Origin of the sequence: Herbinix hemicellulosilytica (genome assembly GCF_002904165.1) — a bacterium.
GTDB lineage: Bacteria > Bacillota > Clostridia > Lachnospirales > Lachnospiraceae > Mobilitalea > Mobilitalea hemicellulosilytica.
Map to the genome: position 1 here is coordinate 261400 of NZ_CVTD020000008.1, position 23214 is coordinate 284613.

23 protein-coding genes and 1 other annotated feature are annotated in these 23214 nt (G+C 37.1%); of the genes, 20 read left to right on the top strand and 3 right to left on the bottom strand.

Annotation, left to right across the window (positions count from 1 at the left end):
* The first annotated feature begins 34 nt into the window (after nucleotides 1-34).
* The 3 genes from HHT355_RS02200 to pyrF all read left to right on the top strand — a co-directional run bounded on the left by HHT355_RS02200 (nucleotide 35) and on the right by pyrF (nucleotide 3899).
* Nucleotides 35-1366, top strand: coding sequence for an ATP-binding protein (locus HHT355_RS02200; protein ID WP_103201817.1), 1332 nt, complete (start codon nucleotides 35-37; stop codon nucleotides 1364-1366).
* A 77-nt stretch (nucleotides 1367-1443) separates the two neighbouring features.
* Nucleotides 1444-2736 (top strand): dihydroorotase, encoded by a 1293-nt coding sequence (locus HHT355_RS02205; RefSeq protein WP_103201818.1) that lies wholly within the window; start codon nucleotides 1444-1446, stop codon nucleotides 2734-2736.
* A 230-nt stretch (nucleotides 2737-2966) separates the two neighbouring features.
* A complete protein-coding gene (gene pyrF / locus HHT355_RS02210; protein ID WP_103201819.1) occupies nucleotides 2967-3899 on the top strand; it encodes an orotidine-5'-phosphate decarboxylase in 933 nt (310 codons plus the stop codon).
* Between the two features lie 257 nt (nucleotides 3900-4156).
* Here the strand turns inward: pyrF and HHT355_RS02215 are convergent, their stop codons facing one another.
* A complete protein-coding gene (locus HHT355_RS02215) occupies nucleotides 4157-4675 on the bottom strand; it encodes a peptidylprolyl isomerase (protein WP_103201820.1) in 519 nt (172 codons plus the stop codon).
* A 213-nt stretch (nucleotides 4676-4888) separates the two neighbouring features.
* Here HHT355_RS02215 and HHT355_RS02220 point away from each other — a divergent pair, with 213 nt between their 5' ends.
* Nucleotides 4889-5389, top strand: a complete 501-nt coding sequence (locus HHT355_RS02220; protein WP_103201821.1) for an ATP-binding cassette domain-containing protein — start codon at nucleotides 4889-4891, stop codon at nucleotides 5387-5389.
* A gap of 180 nt (nucleotides 5390-5569) precedes the next feature.
* Here HHT355_RS02220 and HHT355_RS02225 read toward each other — a convergent pair whose 3' ends face one another.
* Together HHT355_RS02225 and HHT355_RS02230 are read right to left on the bottom strand one after the other, a co-directional pair.
* Nucleotides 5570-6826, bottom strand: coding sequence for a cytochrome P450 (locus HHT355_RS02225; RefSeq protein ID WP_103201822.1), 1257 nt, complete (start codon nucleotides 6824-6826; stop codon nucleotides 5570-5572).
* 144 nt (nucleotides 6827-6970) lie between these two features.
* Complete coding sequence (locus HHT355_RS02230) at nucleotides 6971-7336, bottom strand: hypothetical protein (protein ID WP_103201823.1); 366 nt, start codon at nucleotides 7334-7336, stop codon at nucleotides 6971-6973.
* 383 nt (nucleotides 7337-7719) lie between these two features.
* Between HHT355_RS02230 and HHT355_RS02235 the strand changes: the two genes are divergently transcribed.
* The 16 genes from HHT355_RS02235 (at nucleotide 7720) to efp (ending at nucleotide 23208) form a co-directional block, all read left to right on the top strand.
* On the top strand, nucleotides 7720-8124 hold the full coding sequence (locus HHT355_RS02235; protein ID WP_278320028.1) for a secondary thiamine-phosphate synthase enzyme YjbQ: 405 nt from the start codon (nucleotides 7720-7722) through the stop codon (nucleotides 8122-8124).
* A gap of 48 nt (nucleotides 8125-8172) precedes the next feature.
* Complete coding sequence (locus HHT355_RS02240) at nucleotides 8173-8940, top strand: dihydroorotate dehydrogenase electron transfer subunit (protein ID WP_103201824.1); 768 nt, start codon at nucleotides 8173-8175, stop codon at nucleotides 8938-8940.
* A 260-nt stretch (nucleotides 8941-9200) separates the two neighbouring features.
* Nucleotides 9201-10103, top strand: a complete 903-nt coding sequence (locus HHT355_RS02250; protein ID WP_103202023.1) for a dihydroorotate dehydrogenase — start codon at nucleotides 9201-9203, stop codon at nucleotides 10101-10103.
* A 147-nt stretch (nucleotides 10104-10250) separates the two neighbouring features.
* Entirely contained in the window at nucleotides 10251-10931 is a 681-nt protein-coding gene (gene pyrE / locus HHT355_RS02255; RefSeq protein ID WP_103201826.1) for an orotate phosphoribosyltransferase, read from the top strand.
* A 17-nt stretch (nucleotides 10932-10948) separates the two neighbouring features.
* Nucleotides 10949-11101 (top strand): hypothetical protein, encoded by a 153-nt coding sequence (locus HHT355_RS13695; protein WP_170124947.1) that lies wholly within the window; start codon nucleotides 10949-10951, stop codon nucleotides 11099-11101.
* 263 nt (nucleotides 11102-11364) lie between these two features.
* Nucleotides 11365-12420, top strand: a complete 1056-nt coding sequence (gene queA / locus HHT355_RS02260) for a tRNA preQ1(34) S-adenosylmethionine ribosyltransferase-isomerase QueA (RefSeq protein WP_103201827.1) — start codon at nucleotides 11365-11367, stop codon at nucleotides 12418-12420.
* 178 nt (nucleotides 12421-12598) lie between these two features.
* Nucleotides 12599-12842, top strand: a binding site (T-box leader).
* A 153-nt stretch (nucleotides 12843-12995) separates the two neighbouring features.
* Nucleotides 12996-14036 carry a phenylalanine--tRNA ligase subunit alpha gene (pheS, locus tag HHT355_RS02265; RefSeq protein WP_103201828.1) on the top strand — a complete coding sequence of 347 codons (1041 nt, stop codon included), beginning with the start codon at nucleotides 12996-12998 and terminating at the stop codon, nucleotides 14034-14036.
* A gap of 113 nt (nucleotides 14037-14149) precedes the next feature.
* A complete protein-coding gene (gene pheT / locus HHT355_RS02270) occupies nucleotides 14150-16531 on the top strand; it encodes a phenylalanine--tRNA ligase subunit beta (RefSeq protein WP_103201829.1) in 2382 nt (793 codons plus the stop codon).
* Between the two features lie 159 nt (nucleotides 16532-16690).
* On the top strand, nucleotides 16691-17245 hold the full coding sequence (locus tag HHT355_RS02275; protein WP_103201830.1) for a GNAT family N-acetyltransferase: 555 nt from the start codon (nucleotides 16691-16693) through the stop codon (nucleotides 17243-17245).
* 201 nt (nucleotides 17246-17446) lie between these two features.
* Nucleotides 17447-17962 (top strand): large conductance mechanosensitive channel protein MscL, encoded by a 516-nt coding sequence (gene mscL / locus HHT355_RS02280; RefSeq protein ID WP_330403351.1) that lies wholly within the window; start codon nucleotides 17447-17449, stop codon nucleotides 17960-17962.
* Nucleotides 17963-18262: 300 nt separating this feature from the next.
* Nucleotides 18263-19300, top strand: coding sequence for a glycoside hydrolase family 5 protein (locus HHT355_RS02285; RefSeq protein ID WP_103201831.1), 1038 nt, complete (start codon nucleotides 18263-18265; stop codon nucleotides 19298-19300).
* A gap of 272 nt (nucleotides 19301-19572) precedes the next feature.
* On the top strand, nucleotides 19573-20091 hold the full coding sequence (locus HHT355_RS02290; RefSeq protein WP_103201832.1) for a YqeG family HAD IIIA-type phosphatase: 519 nt from the start codon (nucleotides 19573-19575) through the stop codon (nucleotides 20089-20091).
* Nucleotides 20092-20200: 109 nt separating this feature from the next.
* Nucleotides 20201-20713 (top strand): shikimate kinase, encoded by a 513-nt coding sequence (locus HHT355_RS02295; protein WP_103201833.1) that lies wholly within the window; start codon nucleotides 20201-20203, stop codon nucleotides 20711-20713.
* 11 nt (nucleotides 20714-20724) lie between these two features.
* On the top strand, nucleotides 20725-21174 hold the full coding sequence (gene aroQ / locus HHT355_RS02300) for a type II 3-dehydroquinate dehydratase (RefSeq protein WP_103201834.1): 450 nt from the start codon (nucleotides 20725-20727) through the stop codon (nucleotides 21172-21174).
* 326 nt (nucleotides 21175-21500) lie between these two features.
* Nucleotides 21501-22568 carry a M24 family metallopeptidase gene (locus tag HHT355_RS02305; protein WP_103201835.1) on the top strand — a complete coding sequence of 356 codons (1068 nt, stop codon included), beginning with the start codon at nucleotides 21501-21503 and terminating at the stop codon, nucleotides 22566-22568.
* Nucleotides 22569-22650: 82 nt separating this feature from the next.
* On the top strand, nucleotides 22651-23208 hold the full coding sequence (gene efp, locus HHT355_RS02310; RefSeq protein WP_103201836.1) for an elongation factor P: 558 nt from the start codon (nucleotides 22651-22653) through the stop codon (nucleotides 23206-23208).
* Nucleotides 23209-23214: the final 6 nt, after the last annotated feature.

Genomic DNA, 23214 nt, shown 5'->3' on the forward strand with positions numbered 1-23214 from the left:
ATGTCCTCGCTTTAATGGCATAGGAGGGGATAATATGTATAATTTGATTTCCAAACTGGTAGTATATAAAAATCTCGGTGATAACTGTCTGCTGGTAAAACTGGCTGATGTAATCAAGGAATTTGATTACCTGTCTGAAAGCAGAGAAAAGATAAACCATATTGATAAGGAAAATATCATATCCAGGATTTACACTCTTATAAATGAACTTTTGGATATAGCCACCGTATATGGTTTTGATAATAACCTGTGGCAAAATTATCTGGCCTATCTGCTTATAAGTACAGAAAATCCTTTCAGCATTATCTGTGAAAAATCGGGGTCAAAAGAAGGAACTGTAAATATATTTGCAAAATCGGACTTTAAAATATTTAAGGACTTGTTTCATTATGACTTTACCGGGCTTGAAGAAAAACTCGGTATTAACTGTTTTTCTATAATTACCAACTATAAAGCCATAGAGAAGAACAGCACCAGATACAATAAAAATGTCAGTGACAAAGTAAAAATGATATGTGACAAAATAGCTGCTGCAAAAGACGAGGATGAAATTTTTAAGATTGTCACCGATTTTTACAGGGATTATGGTGTGGGCAAATTTGGCCTTAATAAAGCTTTCCGTATATCAAAAGAAAAAGGAGATTTGGAAATAATACCGATAATTAACACCCGGGATGTACGGCTTTCGGATCTGGTAGGTTATGAGATGCAAAAACAGAAACTTGTTGAAAATACAAAAGCTTTTGTGGAAGGGAAAAAGGCCAACAATGTCCTATTATACGGTGACAGCGGTACGGGAAAATCCACATCGGTAAAAGCTATCCTGAACGAATTCTACGACAGGGGCCTTAGAATGATAGAAATTTATAAGCATCAGATTAAGGAACTTCCCGAAGTTATTTCTCAGATAAAAAACAGGAATTATAAATTTATTTTATACATGGACGATTTGTCCTTTGAAGAATTTGAAACAGAATACAAGTATCTTAAGGCGGTAATAGAAGGAGGTCTGGAAAACAAGCCGGACAACATACTTATTTATGCCACATCCAACCGCAGGCATTTAATTAAGGAAACCTGGAAAGACCGGTCAGATATGGAATACAATGAAGACATCCACCGGTCCGATACTATAGAAGAAAAATTGTCATTGGTACAACGTTTCGGAATTACCATAAATTATTCGGCTCCCTCCAGGGACGAATACATAAAGATTGTAAAAGAATTGGCGGCAAGAGAAGGTATAAGCTACCTTTCTGAGGACGAACTTATCGCCCAGGCTAACAGATGGGAATTATACAACGGCGGTTTATCGGGAAGGACTGCCCAGCAGTTTATAAATTACCTGGCCGGTAAGGAAATCTAATATTTTCAGTCATGTAAATTATGTAAATATAAAGTATTATAAAGTTTTATTTATAATAGCTGAAAGGAGAATACTCCTTGAATATTTTAATAAAAAACGGATATGTGATAGATCCTAAATCTAACTTGGAAGGTTATTATGATATCCTAATAAAGGACGGCATGATATGGAAAGTATCAAAAAACCTAGCTACGGAGAATGTTCATTATATTACCGCAAACAGGGTTATTGACGCATCCGGAAAATATGTTATGCCGGGCTTTATTGATCTTCATGTGCACCTTAGAGAACCGGGATATGAATATAAGGAAGATATATTAAGCGGTTCCAGGGCTGCTGCAGCAGGAGGTTTTACTACTATATGTGCCATGCCAAATACCAATCCGCCTATGGACTGTGAAGAAATAATAAAAGCGGTTATTGATAAGGCAAAGGATGCTTTTGTAAATGTCCTTCCGGTTGGAGCCATAACCTTAGGGCAGGAAGGTAAGGAGATTAGCGATATACCTGCACTGGTTAAAGCCGGTGCCATAGCCATAAGTGAGGACGGCAAGTCGGTTATGAATTCGGATCTTTATGCCGTGGCTTTAAAACAGGCAGCAAGATTAGGTATCCCAGTCTTTGCCCATTGTGAGGACAAGGCATTGTCAAAAGACGGAGTTATCAATGAAGGAGATAAAGCGAAGAAGCTGGGGCTTCCGGGGATATCAAACAGTGTAGAGGATATTATCGTAGCCAGAGATATAATCCTTGCAAAAGAAACCGGAGCAAAGCTCCATCTTTGCCATTGTTCGACCGAGGGAAGCACATATATGCTTAAAATAGCCAAAGAACTTGGCATAAATGTTACCGGTGAAACCTGCCCTCATTATTTTACTTTGTCTGACAGTGACATACCGGGAGATGATTCCAACTATAAGATGAATCCGCCTTTACGTTCACGTAAAGATGTGGAAGCAATAAAAAATGCCCTTAAAAATGATATATTGGATATCATTGCTACGGACCATGCTCCTCATTCCGAGGAAGAAAAGAGCAGGCCTATGAAAAATGCTCCCTTCGGTATTGTCGGACTTGAGACTGCATTTTCGGTAACATGGACTGAACTTGTAACAACGGGAATTATTAGCTGCAGGCAACTGGTGGAAAAAATGAGCGTAAATCCCGCAAAAATCCTAGGCATTGAAAAAGGCTGCATTGGTGAAGGGCTTACAGCCGATGTTGTGATTGTTGATCCCGAAACTGAATATGTAATTGATAAAAACAAATTTTTGTCCAAGGGCAAAAATACTCCCTTCCATGGGAAAAAAGTAAAAGGTAGGGTTTTATATACTATCGTATCCGGATACATAAAATATGAACTAAATTGATAAATCCCGATTTATAAGTGAATTAAGATACGTGAGCAAACGTAAAATATCGCAGTATAAGCATTCTATGATATTGAATTAGATCCATTTACCTTTTAACCTTATTGATTTTTATATTTATAAATCGAGCCGAGTTAAACATTTTTCTAATGGAATGTGTAGATAAGAACTGATTTAAAAGACTATGGAATGTGATTTTACCTTAAACTTCACTGATATGGAGGGATACCATGATAAATAAACTTATAAACAGAATAGGGGAACTTGAAGCACCTATTGTGGTAGGGCTTGACCCCATGATGTCTTATGTTCCGAACCATTTAATTGAGCAGGGATATAAGGATAAAGGCGAAAACCTTGAGGGAGTTACGGAAGCCATATGGTTATATAATAAAGGAATTATAGATGCCGTCTATGATCTGGTCCCTGCCGTTAAGCCCCAGATAGCCATGTATGAGCAGTTTGGCCTTGAAGGAATGAAAGTTTATGTAAAAACACTTGAGTATGCCAGGCAAAAAGGTTTAATTGTAATAGGGGATGTAAAACGGGGAGATATCGGCTCGACATCCGAAGCTTATGCAACCGGTCATCTGGGGAAAATAAACATAGGCGGCAAAGATTACAGGGGTTTTGACGAAGATTTTATAACAGTAAACCCATATCTGGGCTCCGACGGTATTCTTCCCTTTATTGAAGTTTGTAAGCAAGAAAAAAAAGGTTTGTTCATACTTGTAAAAACATCAAACCCGTCCAGCGGAGAATTTCAGGATCAGCTTGTGGACGGAAGGCCTTTGTATGAGCTGGTAGGAAAGAAAGTAGCTGAGTGGGGAGAACTGTTCATGGGGGAATCCTACAGTTATATCGGAGCCGTAGTAGGGGCTACATATCCGGAAGTAGGAAAAGAATTAAGAAAGCTTATGCCAAAAACCTTTATCCTTGTACCGGGCTACGGGGCCCAGGGAGGCAAAGCAGAAGATTTAAAATTTTATTTTGACAATAACGGAATGGGAGCCATAGTCAATTCTTCAAGGGGAATTATAGCGGCATACAGGTTGCCCCAGTACGCATCATACGGTGAGAAAAATTATGCAGATGCGGCAAGACAGGCTGTTATCGATATGAAGGAAGACCTTAAAAAGGCCTGGGTTAAAAAGAGTGTTTAATTATCATAATATATAAAAATTCAAAAATAATAAAGCGAAGTATAAGCAGATAAAAAGTTAAGAATATGAATAAGTGATAAACTAAAAAACGAACAAAGGTTGTCACCCTTTGTTCGTTTTTTAGCTAAAATACGCATTCAATACTTTGCAGTAGAAAAATATTTTGCTGTTTTAGGTATTTTAAATTCTTTAATTGATTATACGATATGTCGGTTAAGCAAGTTCTTGTTTCTTACATATTAAATTACAACAGCTTTTTACATAATTTTTTCAGGTTCGGGATATTCTTTTCCGAATGTTTCAACGGTAACTTTCGTCATTATTTGAGGTTCAAGAGGTTTATCGTTGTAATCTGTTTTTGTCTCGGCTATTTTATTAACCACGTCCATACCTTCAATTACTTTTCCGAATGCAGCATAAGAACCGTCAAGATGAGGGGCATCTTTATGCATTATAAAGAACTGAGAACCGGCCGAGTCCGGTCTTTGGGTTCTGGCCATAGATATGACTCCTGCTTTGTGCTTCAGATTGTTTTCAAAATTATTGTAAGTAAATTCACCTTTAATGGTATAACCGGGCCCGCCTGTCCCGTTTCCCAGAGGATCTCCGCCCTGAATCATAAATCCGCGGATAACTCTGTGAAATGTAAGTCCGTTATAAAAACCTTTGTTAATCAGAGAGATAAAGTTGTTGACTGTGTTGGGGGCAACATCGGGATAAAGCTCAATTTTAATGACATCTCCGTTTTGCATTTCGATAGTCACAATTGGATTCATGCGCCTTGTATATCCTTTCTTATTGGAATATGGTTTGTCCGTCGCTGGTAAATATAACACAGGCAAAAGTTTTTTGTCAAGGGACATTCCTAATTAAGGGATTTTATGTTGCTAACAGGGCATGGTTTTGTTACTTAATCCAACTTGCATTTTTATATATGTTATTTTATTATTAGTTTATTATTGCAAAAATGGTAATATGAGGGAGATTATATGGAAGACATTATTAAAGTCGAACATCTGGTAAAGCATTTTAAAAATGTAAAAGCTGTGGATGATATTAGCTTTTCGGTAAAAAAGGGGGAACTGTTCGGTTTTCTGGGAGTTAACGGAGCCGGTAAATCTACGACCATAAATATGCTCTGTACCTTGTTTGCCCCGGATCAGGGAAAGGTAACGATATGCGGATATGAACTGGGAAAAGATAATAATGCTATCCGCTTAAGGCTGGGAGTGGTTTTTCAGCACAATACACTGGATGACAGACTTGCCATAAGGCAAAATTTATTAAGCAGAGCCTATTTATACGAAAAAGATAAAAGTATTATAAAGAAAAATCTGGACATGGTATGTGATACTCTGGACATAGGACCGCTGCTTGACAGGCAGTACAGGCATTTATCAGGCGGTCAGAAAAGGCGTTGCGAAACCTGTGAATATATCATAACAGCTCAGCTGCCCATAAGAAAAAGTCAGTTATTTTGGATGTTTTAATACGTAAATTTTACAACCAAAAAAAATATGTAATCTTAAAAAAGAATACGCTGAATTTGCGACAGGTAAAATATGCCCGTTAACAAGCAAATTCAGCGGTTTGTATGGTTAAATAACGCCATATTTTTGACACATATGAATTGAGCAAAATAAAATACGCGAATTTTAAATTAGAATTTTCTACGGACGATACCTGACCTTGCTCATAATAAAACGGCTTTTTGGTATGGCAGGCATTCTTCGCAAACTAATACTTAAATCCTGGGGCGGAACTACATATGATAAATGCTTTGCTATAAACTCCATACCGGTTTTTAAAAGGGTAATTACAATCCATTCTCCCGGACAACGATGGCCTTTTGCGGGATCACCGCCCCCTTGAGGGATGAAATCATAGGGATTGCCGTCCATAAAGGTAAAACGTTCCGGAAAAAATGTGTTGGGGATTTCCCATATCCGGCTGTCATGATTGGTACCATAAACGTCCAGGAAAACAAGGGTGCCTTTTTTGAAAAAGTAATTATTAAATATAAAATTATCTCTTACCTTAGCACCCAAAAAAGGTGCAAAAGGATAAAACCTTCTGATTTCCTGGGCAAACATATGAGAGTAATTCAGTTCGCCTTTAATTAACTTCTCTTTACAGTCCGGATATCGTAAAAGGGCCAGGGCACCGAAAGTAATATAAGTTGCTATGGCAGTAATAGGTCTTAAGATATTAATTAATTCTATACCGGCAGTTTTTGAATCCAGTAATCTGCCGTTTGGGTCTTTGTAATAGGCTATCTTATATATGGCGGAATCTTCGGGAACATATTTTTTTCCGTTTCTTAGTTCCGTTATCAGTTTTTCCATTTTACATTCGGTTCTGATTCTGGCAAGCCTGCCTTTTAAATACCGGGGTCCTATTGCACCGAAGGCATCTATCATGGCAGAAAGGTCCTTTGCCAATATTTTTGCGTCTTCTTTTGATATAGGTATGCCAGCCCAGATGCATGCGGCCCGGCAATGGAGGGCGGCAGCTTCATCAAAAAGAACTATGCTTTTATTTTCCCATTCTTTAGCGTAGGCTTCCCACAATTTTTTGACGATATCATTCAACTCATCGATTTTGTCCGGTTTAGTTATAGAAAGGAAAAGTTTTTTTCTGTGCCTGTGATTTTTACCGTCCATGGATTGAATTGCATTCATACCAAATAAGGTTTTTTGAATCCTTTTTGGCAAGGCTTTCTTTCTTGTAAAAAGCCTGTTGTTGTAAAATAGTTCGGCACAGTCTTCGCCGGTCATGCATATAATCTTTTTGCCCATCATACGAGTGATAAAAACATCGGAATTATATTTGCGGCATCGGTTTGATATAAACAAATATCCTTCCATAAGAAGGTTAAGAGTGCTGTCAAGACATTTGTCGCTGGGTATCTTTAAATGTCCGGTCATAAGCATCTCTCCTGATGGCTCAATAGTAAAATTTACGGATTAATAAAATGATTAAATCCATGTATTACTTATTTATTTTATTATTATTCCAATATAATTCAGCGATTATTATGCCTTTCCCAATATAATTTGATAAATTGCTGTTTAGTAAATTTTATACCTCATATATGCATGTTCGGATTCATAGGGAACAAACCCCAGTTTTTGGTATAATCGGTATTGGGGTAGTGTATAAACATTCATTATAGTTCCGGTTATACCGGTTATAAAGGATGGGTTTGCGGGTTTTTCCTGTATCAGCAGAAAAACCGTTGAAACTATAATGGCATTATCTTCACATACATATACAAATAAGTCCCGGTTTAGATGTTTCGAAAAATAGTCCTTAAGTTGAGACCTTATTGTCTTTATCTGCTCATCCGACAGTTTGCCGTAATCCTCGGCAAAATAAGCTAAATGCATATTTATAAGCTGTAAAATATCCGATTCTTTAGCCTGCCTGTAAATCATATCAGTCTTTCCTCTCTGTAAAAATAATTGTTTGTAATTGTATAATCTAAATTATAACTTACCAATAACGCAGAAGACATATACATAAAACATAACACAAAAAGCTAAGTATGACCAAACAAGGTATTTTATAATTATAAAATATTTTATATTATATTTGAATAAATATACATTTTCAAGAATAAGTTTACACAACTTTTATAGGAACAATACATGGTAAATAACGGGGTTATATTGATGAATATCTTAGACAGGCAATGTTAAGCATATTTTTATGTTATTTTGAAACAGATGTATTCTTATACTTGTATTTTACATGATGCTTGATTATAATTAATTGAAAAAAGAAAAGGAACAATAAACCAATGAAAGGATAATCGGCCGTGGATAAGTTTTATACTTTTAATGTTAAGACTTCACAAACAACCGAAATGATAAATATTACATCAAAAGTTCAGGAAGCAGTATCAAACAGCAAGGTAAAGGACGGATTATGTATAGTTTTTATTCCCCATACCACTGCGGCAGTTACCATTAACGAGAATGCCGATCCCGATGTGGTACGGGACTTTTTGATGGAAATAAACAAGGTAATACCTTTTTCCGACGGGTATCATCATATTGAGGGAAATTCTGCAGCTCACATAAAATCAAGCCTGATGGGCTTTTCTGAAACCGTAATAATTAAAGATTCCAGACTTGTTCTTGGAACCTGGCAGAGCATTTATCTGACTGAATTTGACGGGCCCAGAGTCAGAAAAGTCCATGTAAAAATAATTGAAGGGTAAATTTAAATATACACTGAATTTACATGAACTATTATCGGGGAGAATACCATGACACTTGCTGTAAAAAGAACCAACAAAGTATTGAAAAATGAAAAAATAGCAGAGGGAATATATGATATGTGGCTGGAAGCAAAAGATATGGCATCTTTTGCAAAACCGGGCCAGTTTGTATCCCTCTACTGTAATGACGGCAGCAGGCTGCTTCCGAGACCCATAAGCATATGTGAAACAGATCAAAGCACAGAAAGCCTGCGACTTTTATACAGGGTTGTGGGGAAAGGAACGGAAGAATTCTCAAAACTTAGACCCGGTGATATGATTGACTGTATGGGCCCTTTGGGTAACGGATTTACTTTTGAAGGGACCAGGGCTTTAATTATAGGCGGAGGAATAGGAATTCCTCCCTTGCTTGAACTGGCAAAGAGGCTGTCTTGTGAGAAAACTATTGTACTGGGATTTAGGGACGAAACCTTTCTGGTTAAAGATTTTGAGAAATACGGCAGTACATATGTGGCTACAGAAAACGGCAATTTAGGCACCAAAGGGAATGTCCTTGACGCTATAAGGAAACATAGGCTTACGGGAGATATTATATATGCATGCGGACCTGCCCCGATGCTAAGAGGCATAAAAGAGTTTGCCATGGAAAGTAAAATTAAGGCACAGCTTTCCTTGGAGGAGAGGATGGCATGTGGTATCGGCGCATGCCTTGCTTGTGTATGCAAGTCTGTTAAAACAGATCCTCACACCAATGTAAACAACAAAAGAATATGCAAAGAAGGCCCGGTATTTTATGCCGAAGAAGTCATATTATGAGGTTTAGTTTCTTAGTTTCGTTTTGAATAATATCAGTATTGGAAAGAATGTCTATACTTTTGAACAATGAAATTAAAAAGTTAATTTAAGCTAAAGTCAAAGATAGAAAACTAAAATAAAAGATATAAGGAAAGAAACTCAAAGATAAAGCTTAAGATATCACGATAGATATAACGATAGATATAACGATAGATATAACAGATATAACAATAGATATACGGTATATGGAGTGTTCGGATAAAATCATGAAGAATGCAGATATAAATTTGAAAGTAAATATCGCAGGTATAACATTTCAAAATCCGGTTACCACTGCCTCAGGAACTTTCGGTTCGGGCATGGAGTACAGCGATTTTGTGGATCTATCAAGGCTTGGAGCCTTAACAACAAAGGGGGTATCCCTTGACCCCTGGCCGGGCAACCCCACACCCAGAGTCGCTGAAACTTACGGTGGAATGCTTAATGCCATTGGCCTGCAAAATCCCGGTATAGATGTTTTTATAAAACGGGACTTGCCGTTTTTAAAATCTTATAATACCAGGATAATCGTAAATGTGGTAGGAAAGACCGAAGAAGAATACTGTGCGGTTGTTGAGCGGCTTTCGGACTGTGATGTGGATATGCTGGAGGTTAACATATCCTGCCCTAACGTAAAAGAAGGCGGTATAGCCTTCGGCCAGGACCCAAAAAGAGTTGAGGCCATAACAAAACAGGTAAAGAAGTACTCCAAAAAACCGCTTATAATTAAGCTTAGTCCCAATGTTACGGATATAGGGGAAAATGCAAAAGCGGCAGAGGCAGGAGGAGCCGATGCAATATCACTGATAAATACCCTGACCGGAATGAAGATAGATGTGGAAAGAAGGGCTTTTGTTCTTGCCAATAAGACAGGAGGGCTTTCAGGGCCTGCCATAAAACCTATAGCCGTCCGTATGGTTTATCAGGCGGCATGTGCGGTTCAAATACCTATTATAGGAATGGGAGGAATCATGAACGGTGAGGATGCCCTTGAATTTATAATGGCAGGCGCTACCATGGTGGCTGTAGGAACGGCAAATTTTATAAATCCGAAAGCCACAATGGAGGTAATTGATGGAATAGAGGCTTATCTGAAAAGGAATAATATAAAGGATATTAATGAATTAATCGGTTGTGTACGATAACGGAAGTGTTTTATAGATGATATGAATATTTTAGTTAATGGCGTGTCTAAAATTCGGTTCAAATGATGCATTAAAACAGCATCAGCAATTGAGTTATAATTAAATAGTTATTTTGATTAATAAGGGAAATTACGCGGGAGGATAATGATGGAGCAGTATAAAAAGGAATTTATAGAATTTATGGTTGATTGTGGTGTATTAAGATTTGGGGATTTTGTTACAAAAAGCGGAAGAAAAACGCCGTTTTTTATAAATACCGGATTTTATCAGACAGGAATGCAGCTTCGCAAATTAGGAGAATACTACGCCAAAGCCATAAAAGAAAAATTCGGCCTTGACTTTGATGTACTCTTCGGGCCTGCATATAAGGGTATCCCTTTAAGCGTGGCAGCATCTATGGCTATCAGTGAACATTATCAAAAGGAAGTAAGATACTGCTCTAACCGTAAAGAGATAAAAGACCACGGGGATAAAGGAATACTTCTTGGGTCTCCTATTAAAGACGGTGACAGGGTTATAATAATTGAAGATGTGACAACGGCCGGTACATCCATAAACGAAACCATGCCTATACTTATGGCTCAGGGAGACATAAAAGTGTTGGGCCTTGTGGTATCTGTAGACAGGATGGAAAGGGGTCAGGGTATGTTAAGTGCTCTAAAGGAAATAGAGAATACGTACGGAATAAAGACAACAGCCATAGTTACCATGGCAGAAGTTGTGGAACATCTTTATAACAAGCCTTATAAAGGCCAAATAGTAATAGACGACAATTTAAAAGAAGCGATAGATGAATATTATCGGCAGTACGGTGTTAATAAATCTTAAATCAGGAGGCGAGGAATATGATGGAAAAAATCTATAACACAATGAAGTCGGTAGGGGTTTGGAATCTCGTGCTTGGTATAGTTTTGATTTTATCAAGCCTGACAGCAGGTATCTTTCTGATTATAAACGGGGTAAAATTACTGAGGAAGAAATCTGATCTGTTGTTTTAGTGAATTTTTCAACTCTGACTCTGATTTGCAGCTGTGCCCGGTTTCCGGTGTGGCAGCTGTAAATTTTGCTTAAAGATAAAATTTTTAATTAAATATAAGTGGCAGCTGTATTTGGGTTTATAAATAAACTAAATCAGGCTAAAGTTTTAAATATAAAATAGGCAAAAAAGCAGCCTGACCATAGTTAATTACTTATGCAGTAAATTCTCTTAAAACAAATAAAGCAGATTTTTATAAAAATAAATTGAAAAGAAGGAATAATTATGAAAACAAGTGACTTTTACTATGATTTACCGCAGGAATTAATAGCCCAGGATCCCCTGGAGGACAGGTCCTCTTCAAGGCTTATGGTCCTTGATAAGAACACGGGTAAATATGAGCACAGGATTTTTAAGGATATTACCGAATATTTAAGGAAGGGAGACTGTCTGGTACTTAATAATACCAAAGTAATTCCCGCCCGTTTAATCGGTGAGAAAATAAACATGACAGGCGAAAATTCCGGTGAGCCCGGCCGTGGCGCCCGTATAGAGCTTTTATTATTAAAGAGAAAAGAAAACGATATATGGGAAACATTAGTTAAACCGGGAAAGAAAGCAAAACCGGGAACAAAGATTTCTTTCGGTGACGGCATACTTTTTGGAGAAATACTGGATGTTGTCGAAGAAGGCAACCGTTTGGTAAAGTTCTATTATCAGGGCATATTTGAAGAGATTTTGGACAGGCTTGGCCAAATGCCCCTGCCCCCCTATATTACCCGGGAGCTGAAAGACAAAAACCGTTATCAGACGGTTTATGCAAAGTACGAAGGGTCAGCGGCAGCCCCGACGGCAGGTTTGCATTTTACAAACGAACTTTTGGAAGAAATAAAAAGTATGGGTGTCAATATAGCTTACGTTACACTGCATGTGGGACTGGGGACATTCCGTCCGGTTAAAGTGGATGATGTGAGCAAGCATCATATGCATTCGGAATATTATCAGGTCCTTAAGGAAGAAGCAGACAAGGTAAACGAAGCCAAGAAAAACGGGGGCAGGATTATATGTGTGGGAACCACAAGCTGCAGGACTATCGAATCTTCCTGTGATGAAAACGGCTATTTAAAAGCAGGAAGCGGAGAAACTTCCATCTTTATTTATCCGGGCTACCGCTTTAAAATAATGGACGGGTTAATTACGAATTTCCATTTGCCCGAATCAACTCTTTTAATGCTGGTATCTGCTTTTGCAGGAAGAGAGAATATACTTAATGCCTATAAAGAAGCGGTAGATAAACGTTATCGTTTTTTCAGTTTCGGAGATGCTATGTTAATAATATGAATAATTAAGATGCATTATATATAAAACTTTTCCCGTTTCCAATATACATTTAATATATAAACGTAAAATTTTAATCAAAACGTATTATTCTAAAGTAAACCCGCAATATGTCTAAACAGAATGGTATTGACATTTTTTAATATGTCATTTAAGATATGTTAAATAAGAAGATTATACGCTAAAAACTGTGAAGGTGAGTCAGTAGGGTATTTCTTCCCCACAGAGAGGATGTGTCACCGGCTGAAAGCACATCCGGGGTTCAGACTTATCCCGAATTTCGGCACCGGAGTTGCCTTTAAGATATCTGATTTTTGTCAGGTAGAAGAAAGGCCGGATAAGCTCCGTTAAAGCTACAGAGGAGTCTTTACATGCATTTGTAAGGGCTTGAATTTGGGTGGTACCACGATACTCTCGTCCCATGGGAACGAGAGTTTTTTTATTATTCTTAAAGTTATTGGCAATATTAGCCATAAAGCGTTTATATCAATACACTAGGGCAGCTTATGATTTATTGCGAAATCTTATTATTAAATTCTGATTACAAATATAAATTGAGATATTAAGGAGGAAGAGTAATGTTAGAGAACCTGGAAAAAATAAGGCAGCAGTTTCAAGAGGAATTGAAGGCGGTAAATTCTAAGGATGAACTTGAAAAAATCAGGGTTGCATATCTCGGTAAGAAGGGGTTGGTTACGGAAGCTCTTAAAAATTTGCGTAATCTGTCCAATGAAGAGAAGAAGACTGCTGGTATGCAGGTCAACAGCCTGAAAAATGAGATTGAGGCTGCAATAGTTGAGCATCAAAAAGTCATTGAAGAGAAGGAATACCAGCGGGAGATTGAAAATGCAGAAAAATATGATTTTACTATCCCAAGTAACAGGGAACCAGGAACCTTACATCCCATAACGATTGTTCAAAAAAAGATTGAAGATATATTTAAGACTATGGGCTTTATAATCGAGGACGGACTTGAAATTCAAACCGAATACAACAACTTTGAGGCTGTTAATATTCCCAAGAACCATCCCGCAAGAGATATGCAGGATACTTATTATCTTGAAAACGGACAGCTGCTTAAAACCCATACATCAGCGGCCCAAAATACCATCATGAGAAAATACGGACCGCCGAAGAAGGGAGAACCTTTGAAGGTACTCTTCCCCGGCAGGTGTTTCAGAAACGAAAATATAGATGCCAGTCATGAAAATACCTTCTTCCAGCTGGAAGGAATGATGATAGGTGAAGATATTTCCATATCCAACCTGATCTATTTCATGAAGGTATTGCTTTCCGAAGTATTTGAAAGAGACGTTAAAGTGCGTTTAAGGCCGGGCTTCTTTCCTTTTGTGGAGCCGGGATTTGAACTGGATATTAACTGTGCCATATGCGGCGGAAGCGGATGCCCTACCTGTAAAAATTCCGGATGGCTGGAGCTTCTGCCTTGCGGAATGATACATCCGAATGTACTTGCCATGGGTGGAATAGATCCGGACCGTTATATAGGTTTTGCTTTCGGACTTGGACTTACAAGACTTGCCATGATGAAATACAACATCAAGGATATTCGTCTGTTTAACAGCGGTAACCTTAAGCTGTTAAAGCAATTTACAAGATAAACATTTTTGATAAACATTAAATTGACTAGTTATAATGGCAAAATTAAATTGTTATAACGGTAATCCGGTTATAGCGACTGGCAAATTTCTTATGAAAGATAAGGAGGATAATGATGTTAATATCAATGAATTGGATTTCCGAATTTGTGGATCTTAGCGGAGTAGATATAAAAGATCTTATCAACCGTTTTACCTTGTCCACTGCGGAAGTTGAAGATATATATGAAAAAGGAAAAGACATAAAAGACGTTGTTGTAGGTAAGATTGTGGAAGTAAACGACCATCCCAACTCCAAAAAACTTCATCTGGTAAAGGTGGATATAGGATCGGAAGTCGTGGAATGCGTATGCGGAGCACCCAATGTATATGTCGGAGCCGTAGTACCTTTTGCAAAACTCGGAGGCCGGGTGGGAGACCTGGAAATTAAAGAAGTACCCATAGCTGGTGTCATAAGCCGGGGAATGTGCTGCTCTGAAAAAGAGCTGGGCATAAGTGATGACAATTCAGGGCTTATGATAATAGAAGAAGATTATCCTTTGGGAACAGATATAAAAAAGTTCATGCAGCTTGAGGATATTGTATTTGAAGTGGATAACAAATCTCTGACAAACCGTCCCGACCTGTGGGGCCATTACGGGATTGCCAGAGAAATAGCTGCTATCCTTAAAAGACCTTTAAAACCTCTGGAACTTGCAGACACCAGTGTATATAAAGATTTACCTTCTGTTGATGTTAAAGTGGAGGATACCGACAAGGTATACAGGTTCAGCTGCATAACCATGGATAACATTACTAAAAAGAAATCCCCCGTTAATATGAGAATCCGCCTGACATACTGCGGTATGCGCCCGATTAATCTTTTGGCGGACTTAACCAACTATCTTATGATGGAAATCGGTCAGCCCATGCATGCATATGACAACAGAAAAGTTAAGGAAATCAGGGTAAAGACATTTAATGAACCGGTTGAATTTTTAACTTTGGACGGGGTGCTTAGAAAAATTGATACAGAAACCCTTATGATTTGCAATGCAAAAGAACCTATTGGTATTGCCGGAATTATGGGTGGTGAACTGTCCTCGATTGCGGACGATACCACATCCCTGCTTCTTGAATCGGCCAATTTTGACGCAACCAGTGTACGTAAATCTGCAATGAGGCTGGGACTTAGAACCGATGCCAGCTCAAGGTATGAAAAGACTTTAGACCCGGAAATGACCGTAACTGCTATAGAACGTTTTATGAAGCTCCTTATGGACATTGATCCCGGAGTTAAGGTTACTTCAAGCCTGACAGATAATTATGTAAAACATTATGACAAGATAACGATAGACTTTGACAAAGCATATATTGACAAGTATACCGGAATAGACATTTCTTCCGATATGATGGAAGAAACTCTGAGAAATTTGGGATTTGAGGTTAACCGTCAGGGAGATAATTTCAGTGTAGTAGTACCATCCTGGAGGGCAACAAAGGATGTTACCATAAAAGCCGATATTGTTGAAGAAATAACCCGTATATATGGCTATGACAATTTTGAAATCAGATCGACCAAGAGCCTGCTTACTCCGGTCCGCCACAGCGTTGAAAGGGACAATGAATACAGGATTAAACAGTTATTGTCCACAAAATATGATATGAATGAGGTCCACAGCTATATTTGGTATGAAACCAAATTAAATAAGGAGTTAGGAATTGTAACTGAACCCAACATCCGTATTATCAACTCCGTAACGGCAGAAAATGATACCATAAGGGCTACCATGATTCCTACCCTGCTTGGCTTTGTTTATAAAAATGTAGATACCTATCCGGAAATGGGTATGTATGAGATAGGCCGTGTAGCAGACGGACTTAAGGAGGACGGTCTTTGCAACGAAAGGAAACGTCTGGGTATTGTACTTGCCAGCAAAAAAATGAGCGAAAAGGATGTATTCTTTAAATTAAAAGAAGCAATTGAACAAGTAATGATTGACATAAAAAATATAACTCCGGTTTTTGTTGAGAACAACGAAATTAACAAATATAATTATGTTCATCCCGTAAATTCAGCAGGTATACTTCTTAAAGAACAGGAAATCGGTTATATTTCAGTCCTGAATCCTAAGATCAGAAACAATATTGATAAAAAACTGAATGTTGTTTTTGCTGAAATTGATATCGATGATATGGAAAAAGTAAGTGCGGTTCCTCTTAAATTCAAAGAAGTTTCCAAGTATCCCGGAGTAACCGTGGATTTAAGCCTGCTTGTGGATAAATCCATGCGTTATGAAACTCTGGCAGGATATATTAATGAATATCCTTGCGAATATTTGAGCAAATATTACTTAATTGATATTTTCGAGGATGAAAAGCTGCTTCCCGGAAAGAAGAGTATGACAGTCCGCTTTGAATTTGTTTCCATGGAGAGAACTCTGGAAGGCAACGAAATTCAAAGCATGGTAGACGGGCTTTTGGCTTCACTGAAAGATAAGAATATAGAACTAAGATAGTTAATAAAAATAGCAGATCCAAAATACTCAGGATCTTATTAAGCCGGCAAGTTTTGAAAAGACAGAATCCTTATAACCTTAATAATCTGCCAATTTAAACTTAATAAAAGGAATAATAAAGCAGGTCCCTGTATAATCATTTCCTGAAAGGGTGAGGAAATGAATTATATAGGGACCAATTCTATTGAAACGCTTCGTTTAGTACTCAGAAGATTTACACCCGATGACTGTTATGATATGTTCAAAAACTGGGCAAGTGACGTAGAAACATTAAAATATCTACCCTGGGGGCCCCACATGGACATAAACGTAACAAAAAAACGGATTCAAAACTGGGTTGAAAGTTATAAGAATCCCCGCGTTTATAATTGGGCTATATACCTTAAGGCAGAGGGAAAGGTAATCGGGTCTATAAGTGTGGAAATATCCAATGATAAGGAAGAAACCTGTGAGGTAGGATATTGTATAGGAAAAGCTTTTTGGGGAAGGGGAATTATGCCTGAAGCATTAAGGGCTGTTATGCATTATTTGTTTTATGAAGTTGGTTATAAAAAAATAATTGCCAGGCATGATGTGCAAAACTACGCATCAGGCAGGGTCATGCAGAAAGCCGGAATGAGGTTTGATAAAATAATATATAATGCCGGCATAAGACGGGACGGAAGCATATATGATGTTGCCGTATATGTGAAATACAGGGATGACGAATATTAGGATTTTTTTCTTTTGTCTTAAGTTCGGTAGTGATATAATATACTTAATACTTAAAAAATGTTTTATCCGCTAATAATCTGTAAAATATCAAAGTTTTATCTTTTATAAGTATTACTTTTTGTTGACATCTTTTATCTTGTTATATCGGCTGTTTTGTAAACTTAAAGTATTTATTGACAAACAAGAATGGGATGATAGGAAATGAATCATAATAAAAAGGAACTAAAGATAATTAAAAATCAGGAAAAAATCCTGAAAAAGAATATGAGAGAAGGTATCAGTATGCTAAAGGAATTTAAAAAGTTTGCCCTTCGGGGGAACATGATTGATTTGGCAGTAGGTATAATTGTGGGTGGTGCTTTCAACTCTATCGTAAATTCTCTGGTAAATGATATCATTATGCCTCTTTTGGGAGTATTTACAAAAAATATTAATTTCAGCGATTGGTTTGTAGCCCTTGACGGCAAGGATTATGCAACCCTGCAGGCAGCCGAAGCAGAAGGGGCAGCTGTTGTAAAATACGGTCTGTTTCTTTCGAACATATTGAATTTTATTATAATGGCTTTTGTTGTATTCCTTATAGTAAGGTGGATAAATAAGCTGAAAAAACACACAGAACAGGCGGCTCCGGCAACAAAAAAATGCCGGTATTGCTATTCCGATATTCATAAAGATGCCACCAAATGCCCTCATTGTACTGCGGATTTGGACAAGTAACTGTTTTAATCGGAATTCGGACAATCTATAAGATACTGCATGATATATACTGTTTGCTCCATTGATATCATAACGGAAAAATACTAATATAAAACAGGAAATTCTGTGAATTTTCTGTTTTTATTTTTTAAGCAAAAGTATTAATAAATTTAAATGTACGTTTATTTAAAACAGGACTAAAGTAATTTTGTTTAAAACAAAGCTGCGGTATTTTAACATAAACAGTCTCTAAGTGCTATAAAAAATAAGAAAAGTCTATTATTCCGATATTTTATAATGTATAAGAAAAGAGGTTTACTTATGAAAAAATTTGATGGATTTTTAGCAGGTGTTAATCTAGGGGGATGGATTTCTCAGTATCGCATAGCAAGCAAAGAACACTTTGATTCTTTTATAACTGAAGCGGATATTGCTCAGATTGCATCCTGGGGCATGGATCACGTAAGGCTTCCTATAGACTATATGGTCCTTGAAGATGATGATAAACCCTTTGAATATAAGGAAGATGGCTTTGCTTATGTGGACAGTTGCATCAGATGGTGTGAAAAATATAATCTGAATATTATATTGGATTTGCACAGGGCACCGGGATATGCTTTCCATACATTGAATGAGAATAAATTATTTGAAGACGAACTAATGCAGAAAAGGTATATCGGATTATGGAAAGCTTTTGCCGATCGTTATAAAAATTACGGCAAAAATTTAGTTTTTGAGCTTCTTAACGAAATAGTCGAACCGGACAGTACCAGATGGAACAAGTTAAGCAAAAGAGCCGTTGAAGAAATTCGCAGCATCGATAAAGATAGGGTTATTATTATCGGTGGCAATAATTATAACAGCGTACATACCATGCATGAACTGGATATTATAGATGACAGTAACCTGGTATATACTTTCCATTTTTATGAGCCTCACATTTTTACCCACCAAAAAGCGAGCTGGGAGCCGTTACTTAAGGATCTGGAATTTGAAGTTCCTTATCCGTCGGGCAAGGAGGTATATGAAGCATATCTTGCCAAAAACGAAGAGTTCAGAAATAAATATCCTTACAGCGGGATCATAGACAAAGAATATATAAGAAGCAGACTTAAACCCGCTTTAAAATTTGCTAAAGAGCGAAATGCCATCCTATATTGCGGAGAATACGGAGTAATAGAAAATGCACCCGCAGAAAGCAAGCTAAAATGGCACAAAGACTTAAGTGACCTGCTTATTGAATACGGAATCGGCCGGGCGGTATGGTCTTATAAACTTATGAATTTTCCTATGGTTGATAAGAATTCCGTAGTTGTTAATAAGGATCTAATAGAAATTGTAAGTAAAAAAAATAATTAATAGACGAAAGCTACCGTATTACTGACGAAAGACTTATATGTTTTAAAGTCAGGTTTTACGGTAGTTTTTGTTTTAGTGGATCTTAAAAATGAACAAGATAATTAAGGCGGTATCGAATTAACCGTAGAACTGCATTTGATTGTGAAGAAAACCGGCATTATCATCCTTTAAGGGAATTTAGATTTTAATATTGTTATAAATACGGAAAAATGCTATATTGGTGAAAAATACATATAATAATATTATATATTTTTACAGTTTGGAGAGATGATATGTTAAGAATATTCTACCCGAAAAGGATAGCAGATTCTGCCTATGATATTGATTATGTAAGCTTGTATAAAGAGGGGTACAGGGGGATTATTTTTGATATAGACAATACTTTGGTAGAACACGGGGCTGATGCCAGTCCCAGAGCAGTTGAACTTATAAATATACTTAAGGCAATAGGATTTGAGGTATGTTTAATTTCAAATAATAAAGAAGAAAGGGTAAAAAGATTTAACAGGGAGATTAACGTAAAATATATATACAAGGCCAATAAACCTGCCAAAAGCAGTTTTATTAAGGCAACAAGGCTGATGGGTACCACGATAGACAATACGGTTTTTGTAGGAGATCAGTTATTTACCGATATATTTGGAGCAAACAGGATTGGGATGATGTCTTATTTTGTAAAACCGATAGGGGAAGATTATGAGATACAGATATTGCTGAAGCGTAAACTGGAAAGAATCGTTCTGAAATTTTACCGAAGGGATTTAAAAAAAGGGAAAATTAGGCAGGTATAATATTTTTAGTGTAAAATAATTTAGAAAGCTTATTGTATAAAATATGTCGGGTATAAAACAAAATGTCAGTCCAAAAGATAAATAATTGATATAAGTGGTGAGATACAAGATGAAAGGGAAGAACATCATATTGATAGGCTTTATGGGATCGGGAAAGACCAGTGTAGGAAAGATTTTATCCGAGAAATTAAACTATGATTTTAAAGATACGGATGAAATGATTGAAACTTTGGAAGATACAACAATTAATAATATTTTTCGGCTGCATGGGGAAGAGTTTTTTCGTGACTTAGAGACAACTCTCCTGCTATCTTTAAAAGATACCATGAGAAATACAGTGCTTTCCACCGGGGGCGGTATGCCCGTCAGGGAAAGTAACCGTAAGATTCTTAAAGAAATGGGACAAGTTGTATTTCTGCGGGCATCGGCAGATTCAATTTTAAAAAGGCTTTCAGGTGATACTACAAGGCCTCTTCTAAAGAACAAAAATCCCAAAGAAACAGCAGAAAGACTTCTTGCACAAAGAACACCTTACTATGAAGAGGCTGCCGATGTAATTATAGATACGGATAATAAAGCGATAGATGATATAGTCGGAGAAATTTTAAATGCTATTAAGTAAGGAGGAATTTTATGAAGATTTTGGTTGTTAACGGGCCGAATTTGAACTTTCTTGGAATAAGAGAAAAAGGAATATACGGCAGCAGGGACTATGCCTCATTGGTTGATATGATTGAGAAAAAGGCAAAGGAAATGGGTATAGATGTTGAAGTTTTTCAAAGCAATAATGAGGGAGAAATAATTGATGCCCTCCAAAGGGCTTACAATGAAAAGGCTGACGGAATAATTATAAACCCCGGAGCTTATACCCATTACAGTTATGCCATAAGGGATGCTTTAGCAAGCCTTACGGTACCGAAAATTGAGGTACATATTTCAAACATTTATCAAAGGGAAGAATTCAGGCATACATCCGTAACCGCTCCCGTCTGTAACGGTCAGATAAGCGGGCTTGGTTTTGATGGATATATACTTGCGATGGAAGCCATATTTAGTATATATAATAAGGCTTCTGAAGTCTAAAGTTATCAGTTAAACTTATTATCTGTTAGTGATTTTAAAATTAATTATAAAATAATGATGATAACTATTTCTATTTAAATTTTGCTTCCTGACAGACAGAATTTCTTTTTTAATATCTGATATGTTGCAATATTATTTAATATAGTTAAATGTTAAAATAAGATATTTTTAAATTTATTTGTAATTGATAGAATAATGAAATTTGCTTATAATAATTGATGTGCTGATAAAAGCCATATTATAAATTTGGGATCAGAAAATTTTAAGTGTTTGAACCTTTTGTTAACATGCATTAATGCAAATACATACGGACAGGAAGGTATGATATGGATAATTTTAAAAGAGTTCAGGAAATTAACAGTAAATTAAATATTGATGCGGTTTTGATATCCAACGGTAACAATATGCGTTATATAAGCGGATTTGCAGGAGAAACAGGATATGTATATATCTCCGGTAATCGCCATGCGGTAATCACTGATTTTCGTTATACCTATCAGGCTGAAGCCGAAGCAGAAGGTTATGAAATAGTAACCATAGGGTCAGGCGGTTATGAAGAGGCCATTGGCAATCTGATAAAATCAGATAATGTAAAACGCCTTGGGTTTGAATCCGAAGATATGCTTTTTTCTGATTATGAAAAGTTAAAGAATGCTTTGGATTTTGCAGAATTGGTTCCTATAAAGGATGAAATAACAAGGTTAAGGAGAATTAAAACACCTAAGGAACTTGAACGCATACGAATTGCCGAAAGTATAGGAGATAAGGTTTTTTCTGAGATACTAAACTTTATAAAACCCGGTGTTACCGAACTGGAAGTAGCCGCAAGGATTGAGTATTTGCTTAAACTTTACGGAGGAGAGAAAACCAGTTTTCCTGCCATTGTGGCATCAGGTGTAAATTCATCCATGCCTCATGCGGTTCCCACGTCTAAGAAAATTGAAAAAGGGGACTTTGTCACAATGGATTTCGGTTGCGTATATGAAGGATACTGTTCGGATATGACAAGAACCATAGTAGTCGGAAAGGCAACCGATAAGCAAAAAGAGATATATAATATTGTGCTTGAAGCCCAGCTTGCGGCCCTTGATACTCTAAGAGCCGGGCTTAAGGGTAAAGATGTTGACAAAGTGGCAAGAGATATCATATACAATGCCGGATATGAAGGATGCTTCGGGCACGGGCTTGGTCATAGTGTAGGTCTGTTTATACATGAGAATCCGAGACTTTCAGCTACGGAAGAAGATATAATAGAAGCAGGAATGGTAGAAACCGTAGAACCCGGTATATATATCAGGGGCTTTGGCGGAGTCAGGATTGAGGACCTGGTAGAGGTAACTGAAAACGGTATTGTTAATTATACCCATTCGGATAAGTCCTTAATTGAATTATAATTGTCATATAAAAAATTGTTGCAAATAATGTCGGTTTATTATACACTTATGTGTAGTCAATTGTTAAGGAGGAATAAATTGCATGATTTCAGCAGGCGATTTCAGAAATGGGCTGACAGTTGAAATAGATGGTGTTGTTTATCAGGTAGTCGAGTTTCAGCATGTTAAGCCTGGAAAAGGAGCTGCTTTCGTAAGAACAAAACTTAAAGATATTATGAACGGTGGTATTACGGAGCGTTCATTCCGTCCTACCGAGAAATTTGAACAGGCTCATATCGAGAGAAGCGATATGCAATATTTATATAATGACGGTGAGATGTATCACTTTATGAATACAGAAACCTATGATCAAATCGCTTTGGATCAGGAGACTGTAGGAGATTCACTTAAGTTTGTTAAAGAAAATGATATGGTTAAAATTCTTTCATATAAGGGTGTTGTATTCGCTATCGAACCTCCTTTGTTTGTAGAGTTGGAGGTTACTCATACAGAACCCGGATTTAAAGGAGATACCGCAACAGGTGCTTCAAAACCTGCAACTGTTGAGACCGGTGCTGTCGTACAGGTTCCTTTGTTTGTAAACATTGGTGACAGAATCAGTATCGATACAAGAACCGGTGAATACATGAAGAGAGTATAATAAGAT